A 24,916-nucleotide genomic window follows, 5' to 3' on the forward strand; every position below is an offset into this window, starting at 1 on the left:
TCCATCGTGCAAATTGTTGAATCTGGATCATATGTGTGAACCGACGCTAGAGAGTAAGGGCTTTCTCGTCAAGGGTGTTGGCTTGCGTTCAGTATTGACAGGTTCTGTCACCAATGGCCGAATGATCGGCGCTACAGCTTGTTCCAGCAGCTGTTCCGGCAGTTGTTCCGGCAAGGAGGACATGTGCGTTTACGTTCGGCCCTCACCAGACCCGGCAGACTCGTCATCGCCGCGCTCGTCATGGCGCTCGGCATACTCGGCCTGCTGACCGGCCCCGGCCCCGCCGCGGCCGCCGCGTCCGACGACCGCGAATCCGATCCCGTCGTCAACGGCCTGCGCGGCGACTACTACCTGCAGTCCGCCCCGGGAGCCTTCGACTTCCACGAACTCAAGGCGACCACCCTCGATACGTCCCTCGACTTCGACAACCTGGAGCCACGGCTGCAGACCGCCACCGGGCGGTCCGACGACGTCAGTGTCCGGTGGACCGGGCGGCTCGTCCCCGAGCGCTCCGGGACGCACACCTTCTCGATCACCGGCGACAACGGCTTCCGGCTGTGGATCGACGGCAAGCCAGTCATCGACCACTGGGTCGACGACTGGGACAAGGAACAGACCTCCGAGCCGGTCGAGCTGACCGCGGGCCGCGCCTACGACATCAAGGTCGACTACTTCGAGCACTACGGCGGCTCCAACTTCCACCTCGCCTGGACCCCGCCCGGCGGCACCAAGGCCCCGGTCCCGGCGTCGGCGTTCCGGCTGCCCCCGGACTTCGGCTACGAGGGCCCGGTGAGCAGCGCCGTCCAGCCGGACGGCCGGACGCTCCGGATGGACTTCACCCGCGCCCTCGCCGCTCCCCCGGCCGGGCTGACCGGCCACCTCACCGCCGTCATCGGCGGCGCGGCCTGGCCGCTGGGCCGTGCCCGGCTGGACCCGGCCGACTCCTCGCGGCTGCTGCTCGCGCTCAAGGAACCGGTGGTGGGACGCGGCGGCGAGGCGATCGTGCGCTACGACGGCGAGGGCGGCCTGGAGAACGACAAGGGCGCCGTCGGCCAGTTCCTCGCCTTCGGCGGCAACACCTCGACGTACCAGCTCAGCACCCCGTGGGCCAAGGACGTCGGCCCGGACAACGCCCACCCCGAGTACCCGCGCCCGCAAATGACCCGCGACCGGTGGCAGAACCTCAACGGCAGCTGGCAGTTCGCCGCGGCGAAGGAGGGCCAGGCACCCCCGTTCGGGCAGCGGCTGCGGGAGCGCGTCCTGGTGCCGTACCCGGTGGAGTCCAAGCTGTCCGGGCTGGAGCGCCACGAGGACCGCATGTGGTACCGGCGCACCTTCACCGTCCCCGAGGGCTGGAAGGTCGGCGACGGGCAGCGGCTGAAGCTGAACTTCGACGCCGTGGACTGGCAGGCCCAGGTCTATGTCAACGGCACCCGGGTCGCCGAACACCGCGGCGGCTACGACCGGTTCAGCGCCGACGTCACCGACGCCCTGCGCCCCGGCCGCACCCAGGAGCTGCTGGTCGGCGTGTACGACCCGACGGACGCCAAGGACGGCGAGAACCCGCCGATGGGCAAGCAGCGGCTGGACCCCAGCGGCATCTTCTACACCCCCTCCTCCGGCATCTGGCAGTCCGTCTGGATGGAGCCGGTGGCCGCCGACCACGCCGACAGCCTCAAGCTGACCCCCGACGTGCCGGGCAAGGCGCTCACCGCCGAGGTCCGCGGGGTGCGGGACGGCGTGCCGGTCACCGCGACCGCGTACGCCGGGAAGCGCGCGGTCGGCACCGCGACCGGGCGCACCGGCTCGGCCCTGACCGTGCCGGTGCCCTCGCCCCGGCTGTGGTCCCCCGACGATCCGTATCTGTACCAGCTGAAGGTGACGGTCGGGCGGGGCGCGAAGGCCGACCGGGTGGAGAGCTACTTCGGCATGCGCAGCATCGAGGTCAAGGAGGTCGACGGCAAGAAGCGCATGGTGCTCAACGGGAAGCCGTTCTTCTCCATGGCCACCCTCGACCAGGGCTTCTGGCCGGACGGTCTGCACACCGCGCCGACGGACCAGGCCCTGGCGTACGACCTGAAGATGCACAAGCGGATGGGGTTCAACTCCGTGCGCAAACACATCAAGGTCGAGCCCGACCGCTGGTACTACTGGGCCGACCGGCTCGGCCTGATGGTGTGGCAGGACATGCCCGCCATGAACACGGTCGCCCCCTCGGAGAAGGCGCAAGGGCAGTACGAGCGTGAGATGAAGGCCATGATCGACCAGCATGTCAGCAGCCCGTCGATCGGCATCTGGGTCACCTTCAACGAGGGGTGGGGCCAGTACGGCGGAGCCAAGGTGCCCGCGCTCGCCAAGGGCTGGGACCCGACCCGGCTCATCGACGGTGCCAGCGGCTGGAACGACACCGGCAACGGCGACCTCGCCGACATCCACGCCTACCCCGGGCCCGGCGAACCCCGCCCCAACGCCCAGCGGGCGGGCGTCATCGGCGAGTACGGCGGTCTGGGCCTGGCCGTACCGGGGCACGCCTGGCCGGTGCAGCACACCTATGTGGGCGTGGACCAGGAGCAGTACACGGCCGAGTACCTGAAGCTGCTGGACAAGGTGCGGCAGCAGGTCGCGTGCCATGGGAACAGCGGCGCGGTCTACACCCAGATCACGGATGTGGAGGGCGAGCTGAACGGACTCATCACCTATGACCGCAAGAAGGTCAAGCCCGATGTGGAGCGGCTGCGCGAGGCGCACCGGTCCCTGATCCGCGCGGCGGAGGACCCGGCGTCGATGGAGTGCACCGGCTAGTCCGGGGGAAGCGGTAGCCGCCCCGCCCGGTGGATTCCGGGCGGGGCGGCCTTGATGCCCGCCGCGCGCCGTGTCAGCGTGACGACCATCCGGCCCGGCCCGCGAGCGCTTCGGGAGACTTCTGGTGACCACCTCGCCCCACGGCCCTGCCGAAGAACCCCAGCGGCAAGATCCTCAAACGGGAACTGCGCGACACCTACGGACACCTCGGCGCCGACGGTTGACCGTTCTGTGTCAACTGTTCGAGGACGTTGTGGAACCCGGTTTTAGGATGCGGTATTCCCTGTCGTGACGACGAACCGCCCGAGGGCCCTTCCATGAGCAAAGTCCTGAATCTTGACGCCCTGCCCGAGCCATCCCGGCTCAAACGCGTGAAGAGACGGCGGCCAGGGCTCCTGGTGGCCAATGCCGTGGTGCTGCTGTTCGCCGCGATGGCGGTGACCACGATATTCACCAATCCGCGCTTCGAGTGGGACACCGTCGGGAAATACTTCTTCGAGATCCGCATCCTCAAGGGGATCGGGGTCAGCCTCGGGATGACCGCCGCGACCATGGTGTTCGCCTTGATCCTCGGCACTGTCGTGGCGCTCATGCGGATGGGTTCCGCGCGGCTGATGTCGGCGGCCGCGGGCGCGTTCATCTGGGTGTTCCGCTCGATTCCCATGCTGGTGCAGCTGCTTTTCTGGTACAACCTGGCGGCGCTGTTTCCCACCCTGTCCCTCGGAATTCCGTGGGGCCCGGATTTCGTCACCTTCGAGGCGAATTCCCTGCTGGGTCCGCTTACCGCCGCGGTCATCGGGTTGACGCTGCATGAGACGGCATATGTGGCGGAGCTGATCCGTTCCGGTCTACTGTCCGTACCGGACGGTCAGCGACAGGCGGCAGCCGCACTCGGTTTGACTCCGAGTCAGATTTTCTTCCGTATCACCCTCCCTCAGGCGCTGCGCGTCATCGTGCCGCCGATGGGAAATGAGCTGATATCTCTCCTCAAGGCCACATCTTTGGTCAGTGTGATCTCCCTGGCCGATCTGCTCTACTCGGTGCAGCTGATTTATTCTAAGAACTTCCAGACCGTTCCCCTGTTGATTGTGGCCGCGATCTGGTACATGATCATCACCGGCGTCATCACCCTCGTGCAGCAGCGCCTGGAGCGACGCCTGGGGCGACACACGCTGATACCGGCCGAAAAGGTCACCAAAGTGAAGAGGATCGAGCACTCGGTATGACCGTGCCATCGGAAAGGGGAGCGCAGCCCATCGTCTCCCTGCGCGGAATCGTCAAGTCGTTCCGCTCCACGGAGGTGCTGCACGGCATTTCCCTGGATATCCACCGGGGTGAGACGGTCTGTGTCATCGGCCCGTCCGGATCGGGCAAGAGCACGCTGCTGCGCTGCGTCAACCATCTGGAGACCCCGGACGACGGCCTGGTCATGGTCGACGGCAGCGTCATCGGCTACCGGCTGAGCGGCACCTCGCTGCACGAGCTGGGCCCCCGCGAACTGGCCGCGCAGCGCTCGTCCATGGGCATGGTCTTCCAGAGCTTCAACCTGTTCCCGCACCTCACCGCCCGCGAGAACATCGTCGAGGCGCCGCGCCGGGTCCTCGGGCTGTCGACGGCGAAGGCCGACGCCCGGGCCGAGGAGCTGATGGAGCGGGTCGGGCTCGTCCACAAGCTCGACAGCTACCCCGAGCAGCTCTCCGGCGGCCAGCAGCAGCGCGTGGCCATCGCAAGGGCGCTGGCGATGCGGCCGAAGGTGATGCTGTTCGACGAGCCGACCTCCGCCCTGGACCCCGAGATGGTGCAGGAAGTGCTGAGCGTCATCCGGGACCTGGCCCGGGAGGGCATGACGATGGTGGTCGTCACGCATGAGATGCGCTTCGCCGCCGAGGTCGCCGACCGCGTCGTGTTCATGGACGACGGGCGGATCGTCGAGGAGGGCCCGCCGGACCGGCTGTTCGCCTCCCCCTCCCATGACCGCACCCGCACGTTCCTGTCGAAGGTCAGCGCATGAGCACCGAACGCCCTCTGTCCGCCAAGACCCGCGCCCGGCTGGATCTGTGGGACGGCTACCGCTCGTACCACTACCTGGAGCCGGGCGCGGACTTCCAGGACTACGAGCTGGTCCCGGCGGTGGGCCGGGTGCCCGGCTCGGCGCCGGTGTGGAGCGAGGACGTCGAGACCCGGGCGCGGGACTTCGAGGAACGCCATCTGGTGATCTCCGCGCACGACCATCTGTCGCTGCGGCCCGCGGACCCGGGGAACTTCGCCGCCTTCCGCCGCCAGGGCCGGGAGGCGATCCCGTACGAGGGCATGGCGCACTCGGGGGTGGACCTGTTCTTCGACGGCGGCCCGGCCGCCGTCAGCATGATCCGCTCGCACACCCCCTGGGACTGGGACGACGCGGTGAGCGACCTGGCCATGCGGCAGGCCGACTTCGCCCATCAGCGCCTGGTGGCCCCGGTCCGCACCCTGGAGGACGCGGAGCGGGCCCGGGCCGGGAACCAGGTGGGCGTGGTGCTGACCCTGGAGTCCGCGTCCCCCATCGGCAATGACGTCGACCGGCTCGATCTGCTCTACGGGCTGGGCGTGCGGCTGCTCGGGCTGGTGTACAGCGAGAGCAACCAGCTCGGCTCGGGGCTCGCGGACACCGGTGACACCGGGCTGACGGTGCTCGGCCGCCGCGCCCTGCGGCGGATGAACGACCTCGGCGTCATCGTCGACGTATCGCACTCCGGGGACGCCACGGCGCTGGACGCGGTGCGCCGCTCCACGGACCCCGTGGTGATCACCCACGCCGGGTCGCGGGCGCTGTGGCCGACCCCGCGCATGAAGCCCGACGATGTGATCCGGGCGTGCGCGGGCTCCGGCGGGTTCATCGGCGTCGAGGCGGCTCCGCACACCACCATCACCGCCCGGCACCCCCGGCACAGCCTGGAGTCGGTGATGGAACACGTGGAGCGCTGCCTGGACCTGGTCGGCATCGACCACGTGGCCTTCGGCCCGGACACCAACTTCGGCGATCACACCGCCTGGCACCGCACGTTCGCCCCGCTCTTCGGCAAGGACGACGCCCACGACGGCCAGAGTGCCGGACCGCCGCCGCACGAGCCGGTCGAGTACGTCCACGGCTGTGAGAACCCCGCGGAGGCCGTCGGCAACATGATCCGCTGGCTGTTCGACCACGGCTACTCCGAGGAGGACGTGGCCAAGCTGGCCGGGGGCAATGTGCGGCGCGTCGCCGAGACCGTCTGGGGCCGCTGACCGCCCGCCCCGTCCCGTAAGCCCCCCACGTCCCCACGCCTCCCACCCCCCTCGTCCGGATCAGCCGGATCTCCCGAAACGGAGCCCAGTCATGCACCGATCTCGCGCCGCCGGGTGCGCCCTGCTCCTGTCCCTCGCGCTCCCCCTCACCGCCTGTTCGGTCGACGACACTCCGGACGACAAGGGCAGCAAGTCCGCGGAGGCCATGCCCACGCCGACCCTCGCCCTGGAGCCGAAGGACGACAAGCTGGCGGCCGAGGTGCCCGCGGAGTACCAGAAGAAGACCCTGGTCATGGGGGTCAGCGAGTACGACCCGTATGTCACCATCGGCTCCGACGGGAAGATCACCGGCCTGGTCCCGGATCTGGCCGAGCAGCTCGCCTCCCAGCTCGACATCAAGATCAAGATGACGCGGACGCCGTTCGACGCGGTGATCCCGGGGCTGAAGTCCGGCCGGATCGACCTCAGCGCGCCCTCCGGTGACTTCGTCGAGCGCCAGAAGGAGGTCGACTTCGCCGACTTCGCGCAGAGCGAGGTGACCGTGATGGTGAACAAGGAGAGCGGGTTCCGCCCGGAGTCCGGCATCGGCATCTGCGGGCACAAGGTCGGCGTCGAGAAGGGCGCGGGCACCGAGAACGTCCTCGCGGGCCTGAGCAAGCGGTGCGCCAAGAAGGGCGAGAAGGCCGTGCAGCCGCAGGCGTACTCGGATCTGGCCGCCGCGAGCCTGGCCCTGCAGAGCAAGCGGATCGACGCGGTGGTCGCGCCCAGCGCCTCCAACACCACCGTCAGCGAGGCCTCGGACGACAAGTTCGAGACGCTGGAGCTGGAGGACCTGCGCAGCCTCCCCGCGGCGTCGGCGATCTACGGCATCCAGGCCAAGAAGGGCACCGGCCTCGCCGCCGTGATCGTCAAGGGGCTGCGGGAGATGCAGGAGTCGGGCACCTACGCGAAGCTGTTCGGCGGCTGGGGGATGCCGCTGTCCACCGTCACCCGGTCGCAGATGCTCCTCAACGGCTCGAAGCAGTCCCAGACCAAGTGAGCGGCTCCCCCATGGCACCGACCGGGCGGACCGAGGCCGCGGAACACCTCGGCGGAGGACTGTGGCGCCACCTTCTGCACGTCCCCGTACGGGACGGGGTGATCCTCGCCGCGGATCTGTACGCGTCCGGGGAGCGGCCCGGTCCGCGGCCGGTGATCCTGGAGCGCACCCCGTACGGCCGCCGCGAGATCCGCGAGTCGGACGCCAGCCGCCATGACGAGCCGGTGCCCTCCCCCGAGGAGACCTCCGCCTTCTTCGTCCGGGCCGGATACCACGTGGTGCGTCAGGACTGCCGGGGCCGGGGGGACTCCGGGGGCACCTTCGTGAAGTACCTGGGCGAAGGGCCGGACGGCGCGGACACCCTGGAGTGGATCGCCGGGCAGCCCTGGTGCGACGGGCGGGTCGCGATGATGGGGGTGTCCTACTCGGCGCACGCCCAGACGGCGGCCGCGGCCGAGTCCCCCGCCCCGCTGGCCGCGATGTTCATGGATTCCGGTGGCTTCGCGAGCGCGTACGAGGCGGGCATGCGGATGGGCGGCGCCTTCGAGCTCAAGCAGGTCACCTGGGCGTTCCGGCACGGTGAGGAGAGCCCGGAGGCGGAGCGGGACCCGCTGGTGCGCAAGGCGTTCGCCGGGACCGATCTGCGGGACTGGTTCACCGTGCTGCCGTGGCGCACCGGCGTCTCCCCGCTCGCGCAGGTCGGCCAGTACGAGCGGTATCTGCTGGACCAGTGGCGGCACGACGCGTTCGGCGCGTACTGGCGGCAGCCCGCGATCTACGGGCGGGGACACTACGACCGCTTCCCGGACGTGCCGACGCTGCACATGGCGAGCTGGTACGACCCGTACGTGCGCTCCACCATCGAGAACTTCACGGCCATGGGGCGGCTCAAGACGTCCCCGGCGTATCTGGTGATGGGACCGTGGACGCACGGTGCGCGCTGTGTCACCTTCGCCGGTGACGTGGACTTCGGGCCCGCCGCCACGTTCAGCGACAACGTGGACACCTCGTATCTCTCGTTCCGGCAGCGCTGGTTCGACGCGGTGCTGCGCGGCGGTGACCTCGCGGCGTTCCCCCGGGTGCGGTACTTCGTGATGGGCGGGGGCGACGGCCGCCGCGACGCGGCCGGGCGGATGCGGCACGGCGGCGAGTGGCACACCGACACCCGGTGGCCGCCGGCCGGGACCGAGGAGACCGCGTTCTACTGCCACACCTCGGGGGAGCTGAGCCGGGAGAGACCGGCGGGCCCGGACGCGTGGGTCGAGTACGACTTCGATCCCGGCGACCCGGTGCCGACCCTCGGCGGCCAGGTGACCTCGGGCGAGCCGGTGATGGTCGGGGGCGCCTTCGACCAGGTGCCGGACGAGCGCTTCTACGGCGCGCGCGAGCCGTATCTGCCGCTGAACTCACGGCCCGATGTGGTCTCGCTGGTCACCCCGCCGCTGGCGGAGCCGATGGTGGTGGCGGGCCCCGTCACCGCCCGGCTGTTCATCTCCTCGACCACGCCGGACACCGACTTCACGGTGAAGCTGGTCGATGTGCACCCGCCGAACGAGGACTATCCGCACGGGTTCGCCATGAACCTCACCGAGGGCATCTTCCGGTGCCGCTTCCACGCGTCGTTCGAGAAGCCCGAGCCGCTGGTGGCGGGCGAGGTGTACGAGATCGAGATTCCGGCGCCGGACACCGCCAACCGCTTCGGGGCCGGACACCGGCTGCGGGTGGACATCTCGTCGAGCAACTTCCCGCGCTTCGACGTCAACTCCAACACCGGCGAGCCCGAGGCCGTCACCCGGCGCAAGGCGGTCGCCACCAACCGGGTGCACATGGACGCGCGGCACCCCTCGGCGGTGCTGCTGTGGACACGGCCGGGATGAGCCGGTGAGCGGCGTCAGCGCATGATGGTGGCCAGTACGTCCTGACCCAGCCGGAGCAGGGTGCCGGTGGCCAGCCGGTGGTACACGTACTTGCCCTCGCGCTCGGACTCCACCAGCCCGGCGTCCCGCAGCTGCCGCAGGGTGCGCGACACCTGCGTATCGTCCAGGCCCAGCCGCTGGGCCAGCTCGGAGGTGGTGATCGGCTCGCCCAGCAGATGGCGGCACAGCTCCATCCGGCCCAGCGAGGCCAGCGCGGACATCCGGGCCCGCAGCTCCGCTTGAGTGAGCTGCCCGTCGGCCTGTCCCTCCAGGGCGGCGAACTGCAGCACGACGGGATGGGACTCCTCGTCCTTGACGGTCAGATGCGGCCAGACATGGACGGACGGGACCAGGAAGAGCGGGCGCGGCCCGATGTCGATCTCGGCGACGGCCAGCTTGTCGTAGCGCACCCGCGTGCCGCCCTGGGAGACGACCGCGGTGGGGCTGAGCCCGGCCAGCACCTCGGCCAGGCCGCTTCTTCGGATATCGGTGCGGAACCGCACCACGGCCGCCTCCAGCCGATCGTGGACCGCACGCCATTCGGCCGCGAAGAACGCGGTGCCGCAGCGCTCCAGGAAGTCGATCAGCCTGCTGCGCATCCCCTCGGGCGAGGCCATCAGCTCGTGCGCCAGCTCGCCGCGGCGGAACGAGCGCCGCTCGCACTGGGTGATGAAGGCGCAGGCGGCCCCGGGGTCGTGTCGCAGGCTGTGCGCGTCGGGCACCCGCTCCCGGAAGCCCAGCACACCCTGCGCGCACAGCTCCGTGAACGCCTCCAGCGGCAGCTTCTCCAGCAGCCGCAGCTCGTCCTCGAAGGACTGGTCCAGCGGCAGCGCCAGCGGGAACAGCAACCGGCAGCGCAGCCGCGCCCACAGCGGCGACAGGGCGCTCATCTCCTGGGTGAGCGAGGCGTCGAAGGTCGTGCCGAGGCGGCGCGTCCAGCGCTGGGCCTCGGGGTGGTGGTCCGGCTCGGCCAGGATGTGCAGCACCGACATGAGCTCCGCGAGCGGCGAGCGCCCGACGTGGACGTCGGCCGCCCGCGCTGACCGGAGGTTGAGCGTGATCCCCACCCGCGCAGCGTACAGCCGGACGCGGGCGGGCGGATCAGCCGCGGGGCAGGGGGTCAGTCGCGAGGCGGCAGGTCAGTCGCGGGGCAGGAGGGGGCCGAGCGGGCCGAGGTCCAGGTTGAGGTCGTCCTCGGTGAGCCCGAAGTGCTCCCTGAGCTCTTCCATGTTCTTCTCCAGCGCCATCAGCGTGAGCCCGAGCTTCTCGATCTGTTCGTCGCTGACGCCTCCCTGGTCGACGCGGCGCAGCGCCTGCCGTTCCATGAGCTGGCGCAGCAGCTCCACGATGGTCAGCACCAGCCCGGCCAGGCTCTTGCGCACCGACTCCTCGTCCACTTCGAGCCGACGGGGGCGGTCGCGAGGGTCGTGGGGCTCGTGGGGGTGGTCAGGGCGGCGGGGCTCGATGGTCATCCTCGTCTTCCATCCGTACGGAAGCGATCAGTGCACGAAGGGAAATGCGCACCAGATCGATGTCGGCGATGCTCAGGGTGATCTCCCCGGCGATCACGACGCCCCCGGCCAGCACCCGGTCGAGGAGGTCGACCAGGGCCACCTCGCGGCGCTCGATCGCATGCGTCATGACGCCTCCTCGGCCTCGGGCGGCGCGGTGAACGAGTACGGCGGCCATGGCCCGCTCACCTCCAGGTCGATGTCCGGATACCGCTTCCCCAGCCCGGTCACCGCGGCGGTGAACTCCTCCGTCCGGTCGTCCGGCACCAGATACGAGTTGTTCAGCACCATCCAGCCCTCGTACGCGGCCAGCCGCGCGTCCTGCGGCGGATGGGCGGCGCTCGCCGCGGCCAGCGCGGTGAGGGCGGTGTGGATCTCCTCCGCCCGCTCGGTGGCCCGCAGATGGGCGGTCTCCTTGTCGTCCCGCTGGGCGCGGCGGCGCAGCAGATAGGAGGTGCCGGGGGTGTCGTCGCCGGATGCCTCGTCGTCGGCCGGGTCGGGCAGGAAGGCGCGCGGATCGACGTACGCCTTGACGCCCCATTCGGTGCGTCCGGCCACCCGCGCCAGCGTGGCCGTGAAGTCGTCCCGCCGCTCCCGGAGCATCGTGCGGACCCGGTCGTCGTCGTGGTAGATCGTGGCGAAGCGCAACGGGATGACCTGGCCGTATCCGGCCGCCCGGCCGATGACCCGGTGGTGGGCCCTGGCCGCCCGTTCCAGCCAGGGCAGGTCCTCCAGATGGGCGCGGAGCGGCTCCTCGCCGAAGTCGGCCAGCGGTACGGAGCCCACCACGGCGGCCAGTCCGGCGTTCTCGACCAGGCGCACCGGTTCGTCCGACACGCCGGTGAGGCCGGGCGGGGCGCCGCGCTCGTCGCGGGCGACGGTCACCGCGTACAGCCAGGTGGCGCGGGCGTCCTCGGTCACGGTCCGTCCTCCCGTCCCCGGCCTCGGCCTCGTTCATGGCCCTGGTCGCGTTCCGGTTCGCGGTCCGCGCCGGGGCCGGACTCCAGCTCGCCGACGCGCCGCCGCAGCCGCTCGTTCTCGTCCAGGACGTCGCGGGCACCGGAGGAGAGCGTGGGGTCGTGCTCCCACCAGTCGATGCCCATCTCCTTGGCCCGGTCCACGGAGGCGATCAGCAGCCGGATCTTGATGGTCAGCAGCTCGATGTCGAGCAGGTTGATCTGGATGTCCCCGGCGATGACGATGCCCTTGTCGAGCACCCGCTCCAGGATGTCGGCCAGGCTCGCCGACTCCCGGCGGGCCGGTTCTGGCGGGCCGCCCATGCGGCGGCTCGGCACGTTCCAGTCGGCGCCCTGGCTCATGTCCGCTCCTCCGACCTGCCGCGGTAGTAGCGCCGGGCGCGGCGGTACGAGACGAGCCCGCCCTCGTCGTCGACCTCGACCCGGTACTCGGCGAGGATGTCGGTGGAGTCCGGGATGCGGTGGGTCTCCAGCACTTCGACGCCGATGAGCCAGCCGCCGTCCTCATGGCGCTCCACCGAGGTGACGCTCTCCGGGTCGTGTCCGGTCAGGTCCCGCAGCTGACGGGCGGCGCTGCGGGCGGCGGTCCTGGCCGTGGCCGCGGGACGCCGGGCGTCGGCGGACGGGCGCCGGGATTCGGACGCCGGGCGCCGGTTTTCGGACGTGGAGCGCCGGGAGTCGCCCGAGGCGGGCCGGTTTTCGTCCGAGGCGCGCCGGGTGTCGCCGGAGGCGGGCCGGGTTTCGGGTGCGGGGTGCCGGGCGCGGCGGGGACGCTCCCGCTCCTCGCCGTGGTCGCGTCCGTCCCGTTCCTCACGGGCCACGGCTCACACCTCCAGGCCTCCGCCGGGCGGGCCGCCCGCCATCAGCCGGCGGACCAGTTCGTCCTCCTGCCGGGCGGCCTCCTCCTCGGTCAGCTCCCCGGATTCCCGCTGCTCGGCGACCTCTTCCAGGCGCTGCTGGATCACCCCGGGGTCGTACAGCTGGCGGTGGGCCTCGTCGTGGAGCCGTTCGGCGATCCAGACGGCGCCGCGCACCGGGGCCAGCGGCCAGGTGACCAGTCCGGAGAAGAGTCCCATGGCTAATCGCCTTCCTCGGCCGGGTCCTTGGCCGGGCTCATCGCGTCGGCCACGAAGTCGTACGGGGCCAGCGGCCCGAGCAGGCGGATCTTGACCCGGCCGTTCCAGCGCTTGCCCAGCTCCTCGGCGGCCTGCTCGAAGGCCGTCCGCCGGTCGTCCTCGACCAGGAAGGAGGCGTTCACCAGACCCTCGGCGGAGGACGGTTCCGTGCTGATCGAGGCGAGCACGCACGGGCCCAGCCTGCGGTCCACTTCCAGCACGTCCAGGGCCCGTTTGGCGGCGATGGCGTCCATGACGAGCTGGCCCAGCTGGATGCGCTGGTCGTACCCGGCCTCCTCCGGCAGGCCCTGGAGTTCCTCGCGCAGCCGTACCGCCTCGGGCTGCTCGGTCAGCACCTCGCGCAGCACCACGTCCTGTACGTAGCGGGCGCGCAGGGTGAACTGGGAGCGGCCGCGCAGCCGGTCGAGGGCGCGCGCGAAGTCTTCGTGCCCCTCGCGGAGCAGTTCGCCGGTCACCGCGGTGGTGTCGCGCACCACCGTGCCGAACCGGAACGGCAGCACCGGGGAGGATTTGGCCGCCAGGGAGTCCAGCACCCGGGCATGGGCCCGCAGATCCTCGGGGGTGCCCAGCGGCTTGTCCAGGGGCACCTCGCTGACCACGGCGGCCTGGCCGCCGTGGCGCACCAGGGTCACCGCCGCGTCCGGATCGCCGACCGCGCCCAGGTCCTTGACGGCGTCGTCGCTCCGGTCGTCCGGTACGACCCCGTATACGTAGCAGCCACGTCCGTCCTCGGCCATCACCGCTCGCGCTCCCTGCTCGAACTCCGCCGGTGCCGGGGCCGGTCACCGGATTCCCCCCGCCGCGCTTCCTCGCGCTCCCCCGCCTCGTCGTCGATCTCGCCGCTCCGGTCGGCCTCGTCGCTCTCGTCGGCCTCATCGTCGCCCTGGAGCAGGTCGGAGACGGTGTCCTTGACGCCTTCCAGCGCACCCTTGGTCTTCTTCCGCCCGCCGCCCTCCTGGATCTCGTCCATGAGGCCGGGCAGTCCCTTGGTCTCGGTGCCGCTGCGGGCGAGGTCGAGGCGGTTCGTCGCCTCGGCGAACCGGAGATACGTGTCGACACTGGCGACGACGATGCGGGCGTCGATCGTGAGGATCTCGATGCCCACCAGGGAGACCCGGACGTACACGTCGATGACCAGCCCCTTGTCCAGGATCAGGTCCACCACGTCGACCAGGGCGCTCGAGCTCGCCCGGTCCAGATACTGACTCTGCTGGCTTGCTACGGTCACCACGCTCACCTGTTCCGGAGGCGGGACCCGTCAGCGCCGCGAAGGCCGCGCCGGCTCCTCGTCCTCCTCGTACTCCTCCTCGTAGGCGTCCTCGTCGCCGTACTCACCTTCCGGCTCCTCGTCCTCGCGGACCTCCCCCTCGGGCTCTTCTTCGTGGTCCTCGTCCTCCATGACCTCGCCGTCGCGGATCTCCCCGCGCCAGCCCTCGATCTCGTCGGGGTGCAGCAGTACCTCGGCCATCGCGTGGCGGCGGAAGTGCTTCAGCTCCAGGCGAACCCGGCGGCCCTGGGCGCGCCACAGGTTTCCGGTGCGCTCGAAGAACCCCTGGGGGTAGTACTGGAGGACCACGAGGACGCGGGTCAGCTCCGGGGCCAGCTCATGGAAGGTGACCGCGCCGTTGACATGGCCCTTCTCAGCGCGTGACGTCCAGATGATCCGCTTCTCCGGCACCTGCTCGACGATCTCGGCGCGCCACTTGCGGTGCGACCAGAAGACCTGGGCCTTCCACTCCATTTCGGTGTCGGACTCCTGCTGGACGTCCTCCACCTTCTTCATGAAGGTGGGAAAGTCCTCGAACTGGGTCCACAAGTCATAGGTGAGGTCGATCGGGGCGCCGATGTCGATCTGCTCGACGATGTTGGTGACCTTGAGCTTCTTGTCCTTGTCGCCACCCCCGCCGCCGTCGCCGCCACCGCCGAGGCCCGGGATGGCTTCCTTGGCCTTGTCCACGGTCTGCTCCTTGACCTGGTGCAGTCCTGCCTTGAGCAGCGGCTTCACCGGGATGTCGAGCCCGGAGCCGCCGCCGTCGCCGAGGTGGCTCACCGAGGTCAGAGCCTTCTCACCGAGTGCGGTGACCAGGTTCTGCGCTTCCTGCATCAGCCGCTCGGTGGGCAGTTCCTTGGCGAGCGTGCCGAGGACGCCCGTGCGCTGCTGGTCCGCTCCCTCTGCCATCACCGATCACCCTTGCCGCCCTTGTCGTCCCCGCTCCTTCTGGCTTCGCCGCCGCCGCGGCCCTCGGACGCGGGCCGCTTCCGGGGCCGGTCCGTACGGTCGCCCCCGCGCGACGACTCACCGCGCGACGTCTCACCGCGCGACGCACCGCCATGTGACGACTCGCCGCGGGACGACTCACCGCGGGAGCGCCCGCCGCCGCGCCGCTCGTGCTCCTCGTCGTCCGCCTTGTGCCCGTCCGGGCCGTGGCCGTTCGGGCGCAGCGACGAGGCACGCTCCTCCAGCCGGTCGCTCAGCGCGTCCATGCGGTGACTGGCCGCCGACAGCGCCGCCGACCGGCCCGCCGAGACCAGCTGGCCGCGCAGCCGCCCGATTTCGGAGGACGCCAGATCCTGAACGCCGCCCGGAAGGTGTCCGGACGCGATGCGCCGGCCCGCCGCCATCCCGGCGAGGGTGAGCGCCAGGCCCACCCTGTGGCCACGCCCGAAGAGGTAGCCGCCGGTGAACGCCAGTGCCACCTGGCCGTTCTTCATGATCCCTCCTCCTCACACCACCGAAGCGAGATAACCCATATGGGCTCATTTCCCAAGTATGGTGCATTTAGCCCATTCGGCCATCAGGGAGCTTCGGGAAGGGGGCAGCTCACCGGGTCAGTCCACCGGAACCCAGTTCAGGGTGCGCTCGACCGCTTTCTTCCAGCCCGCGTAGCCCTCCGCGCGCCGCTCCTCGTTCCACTGGGGCTCCCAGCGCCGGGATTCGCTCCAGTGCGAGCGCAGCTCGTCGGTGTCCCGCCAGAAGCCGGTGGCCAGGCCCGCGGCGTAGGCGGCGCCCAGGGCGGTGGTCTCGGCGATGACGGGGCGGCTGACCGGGACGCCGAGGATGTCGGCCTGGATCTGCATGCACAGCTCGTTGTCGGTGACACCGCCGTCCACGCGGAGGACGTCGAGGTGGATACCGGCGTCGCGTTCCATGGCCTCCACGACGTCCCGGCTCTGGTAGCAGATGGCTTCCAGGGTGGCGCGTGCCAGATGGCCATTGGTGTTGTAGCGGGTGAGGCCGACGATGGCGCCGCGGGCGTCGGAGCGCCAGTACGGGGCGAAGAGGCCGGAGAAGGCGGGGACGAAGTAGACCCCGCCGTTGTCCTCGACGGTGCGGGCGAGCCGTTCGCTGCCCGCGGCGTCGTCGATGACCTTCATCTGGTCCCGCAGCCACTGGACGGCCGAGCCGGTGACGGCCATGGAGCCCTCCAGGGCGTAGACGACGGGGCTGTCGCCGAACTGGTACGCCACGGTGGTGAGCAGCCCGCTGGTGGAGCGGACCAGCTCGGAGCCGGTGTTCAGGACCAGGAAGTTTCCGGTGCCGTAGGTGTTCTTGGCCTCGCCGGGGGCGAAGCACACCTGTCCGACGGTGGCCGCCTGCTGGTCGCCGAGGACACCGGTGATCGGGGTGGCGGTGCGCAGCGGGCGGGAGGTGCGGGCCTGGCCGTACGCCTCGGGGTGGGAGGAGGGGTTGATGACGGGGAGCATGGCGCGCGGGATGCCGAAGAGGGCGAGGAGTTCGTCGTCCCAGTCGAGGGTCTCCAGGTTCATCAGCATGGTGCGGCTGGCGTTGGTGACATCGGTGGCGTGGATGCCGCCGGAGGGCCCGCCGGTGAGGTTCCACAGCACCCAGGCGTCCGTGTTCCCGAAGAGGGCGTGGCCCGCCTCCGCGGCCTCCCGGACCCCGTCCACGTTCTCCAGAATCCACTTGATCTTGCCGCCGGAGAAGTAGGTGGCGGGCGGCAGCCCCGCCTTGCGGCGGATGGTCTCGCCGTGGCCCTCGCGTTCGAGGGCGGAGGCGATGATGTCGGTGCGGGTGTCCTGCCACACGATGGCGTTGTAGTACGGCCTGCCGTCGCGCGGGTCCCAGATGACGGTGGTCTCGCGCTGGTTGGTGATGCCGATCGCTGCCAGGTCGGAGGGGGACAGCCCGCCGGCGCGCAGGGCGTTCTGCATGACGGAGTTGGTGCGCTCCCAGATCTCCACCGGATCGTGCTCGACCCACCCCGCACGGGGCAGGAGCTGATGGTGTTCGAGCTGGTATCTCGCCACCTCGCCACCGTCGTGGTCGAAGATCATGAAGCGGGTGCTGGTGGTCCCCTGGTCCACGGCACCGATGAAGTCCGGCATGCCGCCTCCTTCAGCTCTCGGGACCCTCGGGGGCCGGAACGCGTCCCACTTCCTGCGGTCCGGCCTTCGGGAGGAAGCGGCTGACCAGGACCTTGTAGAGGGCGGCGCCGACGAGGCCGCCGATCAGCGGGCCGACGATGGGCACCCAGAAGTAGAAATTCCCGTACTGGTCCCGCCAGGCGGTGTGGTAGCCGGTGAGGAAGCTGGCGAGCCGGGGGCCGAAGTCACGGGCCGGGTTGATGGCGTAGCCCGCGTCGGCGCCCCACGCCATGCCGATCCCGACCACGACCAGGCCGATGATGAACGGCGCCAGGTTGGCCTTGGGCGGATCGTTCAGGAGGTCGGTGAGGGCGAAGATCAGCAGCACCAGGATCGCGGTGCCGATGATCTGGTCGCGCAGCGCGCCCCACTCGCTGACCGGCAGCACCCCGTTGCCGGGGAGGGTGGAGAAGACGAACTGGGTCTTGAAGGTGTGCCCGGGGTCGGCGTGGCCGAGCACCTCGGTGTAGTTCCAGCGCACCAGGAGGGCCGCGACGAACGCCCCGAGCGTCTGGGCCCCCATGTACGGCAGCACCTTGCGCCAGGGGAAGCCCTTGAAGGCCGCCAGGGAGAGGGTGACCGCCGGGTTGATGTGCGCGCCGCTGAGCCGCGCCGCCACGTACACGCCGAGGGTGACACCGAGCCCCCACCCCCAGGCGATGGAGTCGTGGTCGCCGAGCGCGCCGACCGGCTTGGTGAGCGCGCCGCCCGCCACCACCTGGGCCACCACACCGCAGCCGAAGAGGATCAGGATCATGGTTCCGGCAAACTCGGCGCAGAGTTCGCCGAGCATGCCGCCACGGGTTCCGGTGTTCTTCTCCTCCGCCATGGCCGCCCCTCTCCAGCGGTGCGCGAGCGGGGGTACCGATCGCGTTCCGCACCATCGTGTGCGCGGCCCCGGTCCGGTGGCCCGTCCTGCTGCTCCATCCGGGTCACATCGGGCCGTGGCACGGCGGTCTGTACGGATCAGGGGCCGGGCCTGTACCAAGGTCCTTGCCACGTCCCCTCAGGCCCGGAGCGGGCCCAGCCCCCAGCGAAGCAGGAGCACGGATGCTGACTACCGGAGCCACCACCAACTGGGCACGGAACATCACCTTCGGCGCGGCCCGGGTACACCACCCGGCCTCGCTCGGCGACCTGCGGCGGATCGTCGGCTCCGCCGACCGGGTCCGGGTGCTGGGCACCGGCCACTCCTTCAACCGCATCGCCGACACCGACGGCGATCTGGTGTCCCTGGAGCGGATGCCGCACCGGGTCGAGATCGACCCCGGCGGCGCGACGGCCACCATCGCCGCGGGCATGCGCTACGCCCAGGTGGCCGAGGAACTGCACGTGGCGGGCTACGCCCTGGCGAACCTCGCCTCGCTGCCGCACATCACGGTCGCGGGCGCCTGCGCCACCGCCACCCATGGCTCGGGCAATGTGCAGCGCTGTCTGGCCGCGTCGGTGGCGGGACTGGAGATCGTGGGCCCGGAGGGCGATGTGACCGAGCTGCGCCGGGACGCCGGGACCGACCGGCTGTCGGGGGCGGTGGTCGGGCTCGGCGGGCTGGGCGTCGTCACCTCGATGACGCTGGACATCGAGCCCGCCTACGAGGTGGCGCAGTGGGTGTGGACCGGGCTGCCGCTGGACCGGCTGGCCGACAGCTTCGACGAGATCTTCGCCGCCGCGTACAGCGTCAGCGTGTTCACCGACTGGCGCGCGGACGAGGGCGTGGTGTGGCTGAAGTGCCGTACGGACCTGCCGGGCCCGCCGGAGCCGGGCCAGCCGTGGCTGGGCGCCCACCCGGCCGACCGCCACCACCACCCGGTGCCCGCGATGCCACCGCTGCACTGCACCGAGCAGCTGGGCTCGCCCGGGCCGTGGCATGAGCGGCTGCCCCACTTCCGGCCGGACTTCACCCCCAGCAACGGCGACGAGCTGCAGTCGGAGCTGATCCTGCCGCGGGCCGCGGCCGCCGAGGCGTTCGCGGCGCTGCGCGGCCTCGGGGACCGGATCGCGCCCGTCGTCCAGGTCTCCGAGGTCCGTACGGTCGCGGCGGACGAGCTGTGGCTGAGCCCCGCGTACGGCCGGGACTGTGTGGCCGTGCACTTCACCTGGGTGCCGGACCATGACGCGGTCATCGAGGTGGTGGCCGCGATGGAGGAGGAGCTGCTGCCGCTGGGGGCACGGCCGCACTGGGGCAAGCTCACGGCGGCGGCTCCCGGGCGGATCGTCGCCTCGTACGAGCGGGCCGCCGACTTCGGGCGGCTGCTGGCCGACCACGACCCCGCGGGGAAGTTCCGCAACGCCTTCCTCGACGGCTTCTTCCCGGCGGACTCCTGGCGGGCTCCCCGGCGGACGTCCCGGAGCGGCGACGTGGCGGACTGACGGCCGGCTAGCCGGTCCAGGACCACTCCGCGACCTCGGGCATATCGGTGCCGTGCTCGCGAATCCACCGGCGGTGGCGGGCGCGGGCGTCCTGCATCCGCTGCCGTACGGACACGGCGCGCACCGCGAGCCCCGGGGTGCGGTCGATGACGTCCATGACCAGGCGGTAGCGGTCCAGGTCGTTGCGGACCACCATGTCGAACGGTGTGGTGGTGCTGCCCGCCTCCCGGTAGCCGCGCACATGCAGATGGGGGTGGACGGCGCGCCGGTAGGCCAGCCGGTGCACCAGCCACGGATAGCCGTGGTAGGCGAAGACGACCGGCCGGTCGCGGGTGAACAGGGCGTCGAACTCGGCGTCCGGCATCCCGTGCGGATGGGCGTCCCTCGGCAGCAGCCGGGTCATGTCGACGACGTTGACCACGCGCACGGCCACATCGGGCAGATGGCGGCGGAGGATTCCGGCGGCCGCCAGCATCTCCTGCGTGGGCACGTCGCCCGCGGCGGCCAGCACCACATCGGGCTCGCCCGCGCCGGTCTCCGTACCCGCCCAGTCCCAGCTTCCGGCACCGCGGGCGCAGTGGACCCGGGCCTGGTCGAGGTCGAGCCAGTCGAAGCAGGGCTGTTTGCCCGCGACGACGACGTTGACGTAGTCGCGGCTGCGCAGGACATGGTCGGCCACGCACAGCAGAGTGTTGGCGTCCGGCGGCAGATACACCCGTACGGCCTGGGGGCTCTTGTTGAGCACATGGTCGACGAAGCCGGGGTCCTGGTGCGAGAAGCCGTTGTGGTCCTGCCGCCACACATGGGAGGTCAGCAGGTAGTTCAGGGAGGCGATGGGGCGCCGCCAGGGCAGGTCGCGGGACACCTTCAGCCACTTGATGTGCTGGTTGACCATGGAGTCGACGATGTGCACGAACGCCTCGTAGCAGGAGAACAGGCCGTGCCGGCCGGTGAGCAGATAGCCCTCCAGCCACCCCTGGCAGAGGTGTTCGGAGAGGACCTCCATGACCCGGCCGTGCCGGTTCAGATGCTCGTCGGTGACGAGGATGTCCTCCTGCCACGTCTTGCCGGTGGCCCGGTAGACGGCGTCGAGCCGGTTGGAGGAGGTCTCGTCGGGGCCGACGAGACGGAAGTCGCGGCGGTCGGCGGTGTCCTCCATGATCTGCTCCAGCAGCCCGCCGAGGACCCGGGTCGGCTCGTGCAGGGTGGCGCCGGGCTTGTCGACGGGCACCGCGTACCGCGCCAGGTCGGGCACCGGCAGATCGCGCAGCAGCAGTCCGCCGTTGGCGTGCGGATTGGCGCCGAGCCGCCGGTCGCCCGCGGGCACGCACGCGAGGACGTGCGGGCGCGGGCGCCCCCGCTCGTCGAACAGCTCCTCGGGGCGGTACGAGCGCAGCCACCGCTCCAGCTGCCGCAGATGCTCCGGGTTCTCCCGGACGCCCGGCAGCGGCACCTGGTGGGCGCGCCAGGTGTCCTCGACGGGCACGCCGTCGACCTCGGCCGGTCCGGTCCAGCCCTTGGGCGTACGGAGCACGATCACCGGCCAGCGCGGGCGTTCGACGGCGTCCTCCTCGCGGGCGGTGCGCTGGAGCAGCTCGATCCGGTCGAGCGCCCGGTCCATGGCCCGGGCCAGCTCCCGGTGGGTGCGGAGCGGGTCGTCCCCGGGGCGGGCGGCGACATGGATCGGCTCATGGCCGTATCCGCGGAGCAGCTCGTCCAGCTCGGGGCCGGGGAGCCGGGCGAGCACCGTCGGGTTGGCGATCTTGTAGCCGTTGAGGTGGAGGATCGGCAGCACGGCGCCGTCGTGGACCGGGTCGAGGAACTTGTTGGCGTGCCAGGAGGCGGCCAGCGGTCCGGTCTCGGCCTCCCCGTCGCCGATGACGCAGACGGCCAGCAGACCGGGGTTGTCGAGCGCCGCGCCGTACGCGTGCGCCAGGGAATAGCCCAGCTCCCCGCCCTCGTGAATAGAGCCGGGGGTCTCCGGGGCGACATGGCTGGGCACCCCGCCGGGGAAGGAGAACTGCCGGAAGAGCCGGGCCATGCCCGCCCCGTCCCGGCTCACGTCCGGGTAGATGTCGGCGTAACTGCCGTCCAGCCAGGACCCGGCCAGCACGGCGGGCCCGCCGTGGCCGGGGCCCCAGACGCAGATCGCGTCCAGGTCGCGGGCGCTGATGACCCGGCCGAGGTGGGTGTGGACGAGGTTCAGACCGGGCGAGGTGCCCCAGTGGCCGAGCAGCCGCGGCTTGATGTGCTCGGGGCGCAGCGGTTCGGTGAGCAGGGGGTTGGCGAGCAAATAGATCTGGCCGACGGCGAGGTAGTTCGCGGCGCGCCAGTGGGCGTGCAGGGCGTGCAGTTCGTGCTCGGTGAGGTCGTTGGGCGCCGTCGTTGCGTCGGGCATGGGCCTTTTCTCCACTCGTCGCTCGTCGCTCGTCTTCGCGCTCGCGCACTCGTCCCGTTATGGGTGATGCGTACCCCTTTTGCCGGGTGGGTCACGGCCGGACCCGGGCCGTTCGGCCCGGACCCGACCCCGGGCAGCCCACGTGGGCGGGCGGGCGGCCGGTGGAGGCTGGTCCGCGAGGAGGCGGGGATGAAGCATCGCAAGATCGGCAACGTGATGACCGACGATGTCGTCCGGGTCGGCCACGGGGCCTCGTCCGAGGAGGCCGGGGCGCTGCTCGCACGGCACCGGATCGGCGGGCTGCCGGTGGTGGACGAGGACGACAAGGTCGTCGGCGTGCTCACCGGCACCGATCTGGCCCCCGCGGATTCCGCGACGGCCGGACAGCTGATGTCGCGCCCCGCCGTCACCGTGCACCCACAGGACACCATCGTCGACGCCGCGCGCGCCATGGCGCGGCACCGCGTGGAACGGCTGCCCGTCATCGACGAGGAGGACCGGCTGATCGGCATCGTCACCCGCCGCGATCTGCTCCGCGTCTTCCTCCGCCCGGACGACGAGATCCGCGCGGAGGTCATCGACGAGGTGCTGGTGCGGTCGCTGTGGCTGCGGCCGCAGTCCGTCGCGGTGACCGTCACCGACGGCGTCGTACGGCTGGAGGGGGAGCTGGACCGGCACAGCGAGATCCCGATCGCAGTGCGGATGGCCGGGCAGGTGGACGGCGTGGTGGCGGTCGTGGACCGCCTCACCTACCGCGTCGACGACTCCCGTCGGCCGCCCAGAGGTGGCGCGTCATGACCGAGCCCGTACGGCCGGCGCGGAACGGCGGCCGGGTCGTGGTCGGTCTGGACGGCTCCGACAGCGCCTGGCACGCCCTGGACCGGGCGGTCGGCGAGGCGCGGCGGCGCGGCGCCACGCTGGAGATCGTGCACGCCTGGCCCTGGGCACGGACCGATCCACTCGCCTTCGACGCGAACGCCGAGCCGCAGCGGCCCCCGGTCGAGGTCGCCCGGACCGTGCTGCGGCTGGCCGTGGCGCGGGCCGCCGAGCAGGACCCGGGGCTGCGGATCGTCCCCACCCTCACCGCGCAGGACGCGGTGCCCGAACTGCTGCGGATCGGCGAACGCGCCTCGCTCATCGTCATCGGCACCCGGGGGCTCGGCGGCTTCACCGGGCTGCTGCTGGGCTCGGTCGGACTACGGCTGGCCGCCCACACCCACCGCCCGCTGCTGGTCGTACGCGGCGACGCCCCGCCACCCGCGTACGGGCCCGAGGGCCACGGCAAAGTGCTGGTCGGGGTGGAAACCGGCGCGGACGAGGCGGCCGCCCGGTACGGCTTCGAGGACGCGATACGCCGCGGCGCGCGGCTGCGCGTGCTGTACGCCTGGGCCCGCCCCCGCCTCTTCGCGGGCGACCACACTCTGCCCTCCAGGGAGGCCGTGGCCCTGCGGGCCGAGCGGGAGCAGGACGTCACGTATCGCGTGGTGGCCACGTTGCGCAAGGAATTCGGCCAGGTACGGGTGCGGGAACACACAGCCCACACCGCCCCGGCCCAGGCCCTGGTCGAGGCATCACGGGCGGCGGACGTCCTGATCCTGGCAGTCCAGCGGCGAACGCCCCACCTGGGCATGCAACTGAGCCCGCTCACCCACGCGGCCCTCCACCACGCCCACTGCCCAGTAGTCCTGGTCCCGGTGAACTAGCCCCCCGGCCACCCTCACGGCCCCGGCGGGGTGTGGGGGCGGAGCCCTCGCCGGGAGGCTGGGGGCTTGTCCCCCAGGTTCGGGGAGGGGCGGGGTGGGGGAATCAACCGCCCGGGCGGCGGTTGGGCCGGATGACCTGGGCTGGGGCCGGTTGGCCCTAGGCGGGGGGTGGGCTCGGCGTGGTCGCCTGGAAGCGGCACCGGGGGCATTCGACACGACGCGGAGAAGCGGACCGTTACCGCGCACCGCGCAATCCGGGCCCACGAGAAGCGGGCGGCCCCCGGCGCCGCGTACCCCTACGCATCGCATGCCCAGGAGGAGAGGAAGCGGCCATGAAAGCACTCGTCTTCCAGGGGCCCGGGCTGTTCTCCTGGCAGGACGTGCCCGACCCCGGCATCGAGGACGCCACCGACGCCATCGTCCGCGTCGACACGGTCACCATCTGCGGCACCGACCTGCACATCCTCAAGGGCGAGGTGCCGGACGTCCGGGCCGGTACGGTCCTCGGCCACGAGGCCGTCGGCGAGGTGGTCGAGACCGGCGCCGAGGTGCGGGGCGTACGCCCCGGGGACCGGGTGCTGGTGTCGTGCATCTCGGCGTGCGGCCACTGCCGGTTCTGCCGGGAGCGCGCGTACGGGCAGTGCCGTGGCGGCGGAGGCTGGATCCTGGGGCGTTCGGTGCACGGCACCCAGGCCGAGTACGTCCGGGTGCCGTTCGCCGATCTGTCCACGCACCCGCTGCCCGCCGCGGCCGACGCGCAGTACGCGGTGCTGCTGGCGGACGTCTTCCCCACCGCCTACGAGGTGGGCGTGCTCAACGGCCGGGTCTCGCCCGGCGACACGGTGGCGGTGGTCGGCGCGGGCCCGGTCGGGCTGGCCGCGATCGCCACCGCCGAGTACTTCTCCCCCGGCCGGATCATCGCCGTCGACCTCACCCCCTCCCGGCTCGACGCGGCCAAGCGGGTCGGGGCCGACGCGGTGGCCGACGCCGCCGAGGAGCCGGAACGGCTGATCGACGACCTCACCGAGGGGCTGGGCGCGGACGTGGTGATCGAGGCCGTGGGGACGCCGCGGAGCTTCGAGACCTGCACCCGCATGGTGCGGCCGGGCGGACGGATCGCCAACGTCGGCGTGCACGCCCGCCCCGCGACGCTGCATCTCGAAGAGCTGTGGAAGAAGAACATCACGATCACCACCGGGCTGGTGGACACGTACTCCACGCCCACGCTGCTGTCCATGCTGGCCGCCGGGCGGCTGCCCGCGTCGTCGCTCATCACCCATCTGTTCGAACTCGATCAGATGGAGGAGGCGTACGACGTGTTCGCCCGGTCCGCCGACACCGGCGCGCTCAAGGTGGCGATCGGCGGACACCATCCGCCCCTGGTCACCCGAGGGACGTGAAGGAAGGACGCCGACAG

General features: G+C 71.3%; 24 protein-coding genes. 10 read left to right on the plus strand and 14 right to left on the minus strand.

Features of this window, described 5'->3' with window-relative positions; all coding sequences use genetic code 11:
- The first annotated feature begins 240 nt into the window (after positions 1-240).
- From ABZ370_RS37150 to ABZ370_RS37175, 6 genes are all read left to right on the plus strand, one after another.
- On the plus strand, positions 241-2,802 hold the full coding sequence (locus ABZ370_RS37150; protein WP_358630704.1) for a PA14 domain-containing protein: 2,562 nt from the start codon (positions 241-243) through the stop codon (positions 2,800-2,802).
- Positions 2,803-3,119: 317 nt separating this feature from the next.
- Positions 3,120-4,028 (plus strand): amino acid ABC transporter permease, encoded by a 909-nt coding sequence (locus tag ABZ370_RS37155; protein ID WP_358630586.1) that lies wholly within the window; start codon positions 3,120-3,122, stop codon positions 4,026-4,028.
- Positions 4,025-4,813, plus strand: a complete 789-nt coding sequence (locus ABZ370_RS37160) for an amino acid ABC transporter ATP-binding protein (protein ID WP_358630589.1) — start codon at positions 4,025-4,027, stop codon at positions 4,811-4,813. Before ABZ370_RS37155 ends, ABZ370_RS37160 begins: the two co-directional genes overlap by 4 nt.
- A complete protein-coding gene (locus ABZ370_RS37165) occupies positions 4,810-6,063 on the plus strand; it encodes a membrane dipeptidase (protein WP_358630592.1) in 1,254 nt (417 codons plus the stop codon). The genes ABZ370_RS37160 and ABZ370_RS37165 overlap by 4 nt, the downstream gene beginning before the upstream one ends.
- A gap of 91 nt (positions 6,064-6,154) precedes the next feature.
- Complete coding sequence (locus ABZ370_RS37170; protein WP_358630594.1) at positions 6,155-7,102, plus strand: transporter substrate-binding domain-containing protein; 948 nt, start codon at positions 6,155-6,157, stop codon at positions 7,100-7,102.
- An 11-nt stretch (positions 7,103-7,113) separates the two neighbouring features.
- Positions 7,114-8,979 (plus strand): CocE/NonD family hydrolase, encoded by a 1,866-nt coding sequence (locus ABZ370_RS37175; protein WP_358630598.1) that lies wholly within the window; start codon positions 7,114-7,116, stop codon positions 8,977-8,979.
- Between the two features lie 14 nt (positions 8,980-8,993).
- Here ABZ370_RS37175 and ABZ370_RS37180 read toward each other — a convergent pair whose 3' ends face one another.
- The 13 genes from ABZ370_RS37180 to ABZ370_RS37240 form a co-directional block, all read right to left on the minus strand.
- Positions 8,994-10,085, minus strand: a complete 1,092-nt coding sequence (locus ABZ370_RS37180; RefSeq protein ID WP_358630601.1) for a helix-turn-helix domain-containing protein — start codon at positions 10,083-10,085, stop codon at positions 8,994-8,996.
- 72 nt (positions 10,086-10,157) lie between these two features.
- Positions 10,158-10,490, minus strand: coding sequence for a gas vesicle protein K (locus ABZ370_RS37185; RefSeq protein WP_358630604.1), 333 nt, complete (start codon positions 10,488-10,490; stop codon positions 10,158-10,160).
- Positions 10,465-10,659 carry a gas vesicle protein gene (locus ABZ370_RS37190; RefSeq protein WP_358630607.1) on the minus strand — a complete coding sequence of 65 codons (195 nt, stop codon included), beginning with the start codon at positions 10,657-10,659 and terminating at the stop codon, positions 10,465-10,467. The genes ABZ370_RS37185 and ABZ370_RS37190 overlap by 26 nt, the downstream gene beginning before the upstream one ends.
- Positions 10,656-11,450, minus strand: coding sequence for a GvpL/GvpF family gas vesicle protein (locus ABZ370_RS37195; RefSeq protein ID WP_358630610.1), 795 nt, complete (start codon positions 11,448-11,450; stop codon positions 10,656-10,658). Before ABZ370_RS37195 ends, ABZ370_RS37190 begins: the two co-directional genes overlap by 4 nt.
- A complete protein-coding gene (locus tag ABZ370_RS37200) occupies positions 11,447-11,809 on the minus strand; it encodes a gas vesicle protein (protein ID WP_358630706.1) in 363 nt (120 codons plus the stop codon). Before ABZ370_RS37200 ends, ABZ370_RS37195 begins: the two co-directional genes overlap by 4 nt.
- Positions 11,810-11,844: 35 nt before the next feature.
- Complete coding sequence (gvpO, locus tag ABZ370_RS37205; protein ID WP_358630613.1) at positions 11,845-12,327, minus strand: gas vesicle protein GvpO; 483 nt, start codon at positions 12,325-12,327, stop codon at positions 11,845-11,847.
- 3 nt (positions 12,328-12,330) lie between these two features.
- Positions 12,331-12,582, minus strand: a complete 252-nt coding sequence (locus tag ABZ370_RS37210; protein ID WP_358630615.1) for a gas vesicle protein GvpG — start codon at positions 12,580-12,582, stop codon at positions 12,331-12,333.
- Positions 12,583-12,584: 2 nt separating this feature from the next.
- Positions 12,585-13,379, minus strand: coding sequence for a GvpL/GvpF family gas vesicle protein (locus ABZ370_RS37215; protein WP_358630618.1), 795 nt, complete (start codon positions 13,377-13,379; stop codon positions 12,585-12,587).
- Positions 13,379-13,870 carry a gas vesicle protein GvpJ gene (gvpJ, locus tag ABZ370_RS37220; RefSeq protein WP_358630621.1) on the minus strand — a complete coding sequence of 164 codons (492 nt, stop codon included), beginning with the start codon at positions 13,868-13,870 and terminating at the stop codon, positions 13,379-13,381. The genes ABZ370_RS37215 and gvpJ overlap by 1 nt, the downstream gene beginning before the upstream one ends.
- Positions 13,871-13,900: 30 nt before the next feature.
- Positions 13,901-14,824: an SRPBCC family protein gene (locus ABZ370_RS37225; RefSeq protein WP_358630624.1), complete on the minus strand. Its 924-nt coding sequence runs from the start codon at positions 14,822-14,824 to the stop codon at positions 13,901-13,903.
- Complete coding sequence (locus ABZ370_RS37230; protein WP_358630627.1) at positions 14,821-15,354, minus strand: hypothetical protein; 534 nt, start codon at positions 15,352-15,354, stop codon at positions 14,821-14,823. Before ABZ370_RS37230 ends, ABZ370_RS37225 begins: the two co-directional genes overlap by 4 nt.
- Positions 15,355-15,471: 117 nt before the next feature.
- The gene (gene glpK / locus ABZ370_RS37235) at positions 15,472-16,989 is read right to left on the minus strand and encodes a glycerol kinase GlpK (RefSeq protein ID WP_358630630.1); all 1,518 of its coding nucleotides are present in this window, start codon (positions 16,987-16,989) and stop codon (positions 15,472-15,474) included.
- A 10-nt stretch (positions 16,990-16,999) separates the two neighbouring features.
- On the minus strand, positions 17,000-17,857 hold the full coding sequence (locus ABZ370_RS37240) for an MIP/aquaporin family protein (protein WP_358630633.1): 858 nt from the start codon (positions 17,855-17,857) through the stop codon (positions 17,000-17,002).
- Between the two features lie 221 nt (positions 17,858-18,078).
- On the opposite strand from ABZ370_RS37240, the gene ABZ370_RS37245 reads away from it, so the two are divergent.
- On the plus strand, positions 18,079-19,398 hold the full coding sequence (locus tag ABZ370_RS37245; RefSeq protein WP_358630636.1) for an FAD-binding protein: 1,320 nt from the start codon (positions 18,079-18,081) through the stop codon (positions 19,396-19,398).
- Positions 19,399-19,405: 7 nt separating this feature from the next.
- On the opposite strand, the gene ABZ370_RS37250 is transcribed toward ABZ370_RS37245, so the two are convergent.
- Positions 19,406-21,796, minus strand: coding sequence for a phosphoketolase family protein (locus tag ABZ370_RS37250; protein WP_358630639.1), 2,391 nt, complete (start codon positions 21,794-21,796; stop codon positions 19,406-19,408).
- 189 nt (positions 21,797-21,985) lie between these two features.
- On the opposite strand from ABZ370_RS37250, the gene ABZ370_RS37255 reads away from it, so the two are divergent.
- The 3 genes from ABZ370_RS37255 to ABZ370_RS37265 all read left to right on the plus strand — a co-directional run bounded on the left by ABZ370_RS37255 (position 21,986) and on the right by ABZ370_RS37265 (position 24,899).
- The gene (locus ABZ370_RS37255; protein WP_358630642.1) at positions 21,986-22,594 is read left to right on the plus strand and encodes a CBS domain-containing protein; all 609 of its coding nucleotides are present in this window, start codon (positions 21,986-21,988) and stop codon (positions 22,592-22,594) included.
- Positions 22,591-23,499, plus strand: coding sequence for a universal stress protein (locus tag ABZ370_RS37260; RefSeq protein WP_358630645.1), 909 nt, complete (start codon positions 22,591-22,593; stop codon positions 23,497-23,499). The genes ABZ370_RS37255 and ABZ370_RS37260 overlap by 4 nt, the downstream gene beginning before the upstream one ends.
- Positions 23,500-23,831: 332 nt before the next feature.
- The gene (locus ABZ370_RS37265; RefSeq protein WP_358630647.1) at positions 23,832-24,899 is read left to right on the plus strand and encodes an alcohol dehydrogenase catalytic domain-containing protein; all 1,068 of its coding nucleotides are present in this window, start codon (positions 23,832-23,834) and stop codon (positions 24,897-24,899) included.
- The last annotated feature ends 17 nt before the right edge of the window (positions 24,900-24,916 follow it).

Source organism: Streptomyces sp. NPDC005962 (assembly GCF_040629205.1).
In the GTDB taxonomy this organism is placed as follows: Bacteria; Actinomycetota; Actinomycetes; order Streptomycetales; family Streptomycetaceae; genus Streptomyces.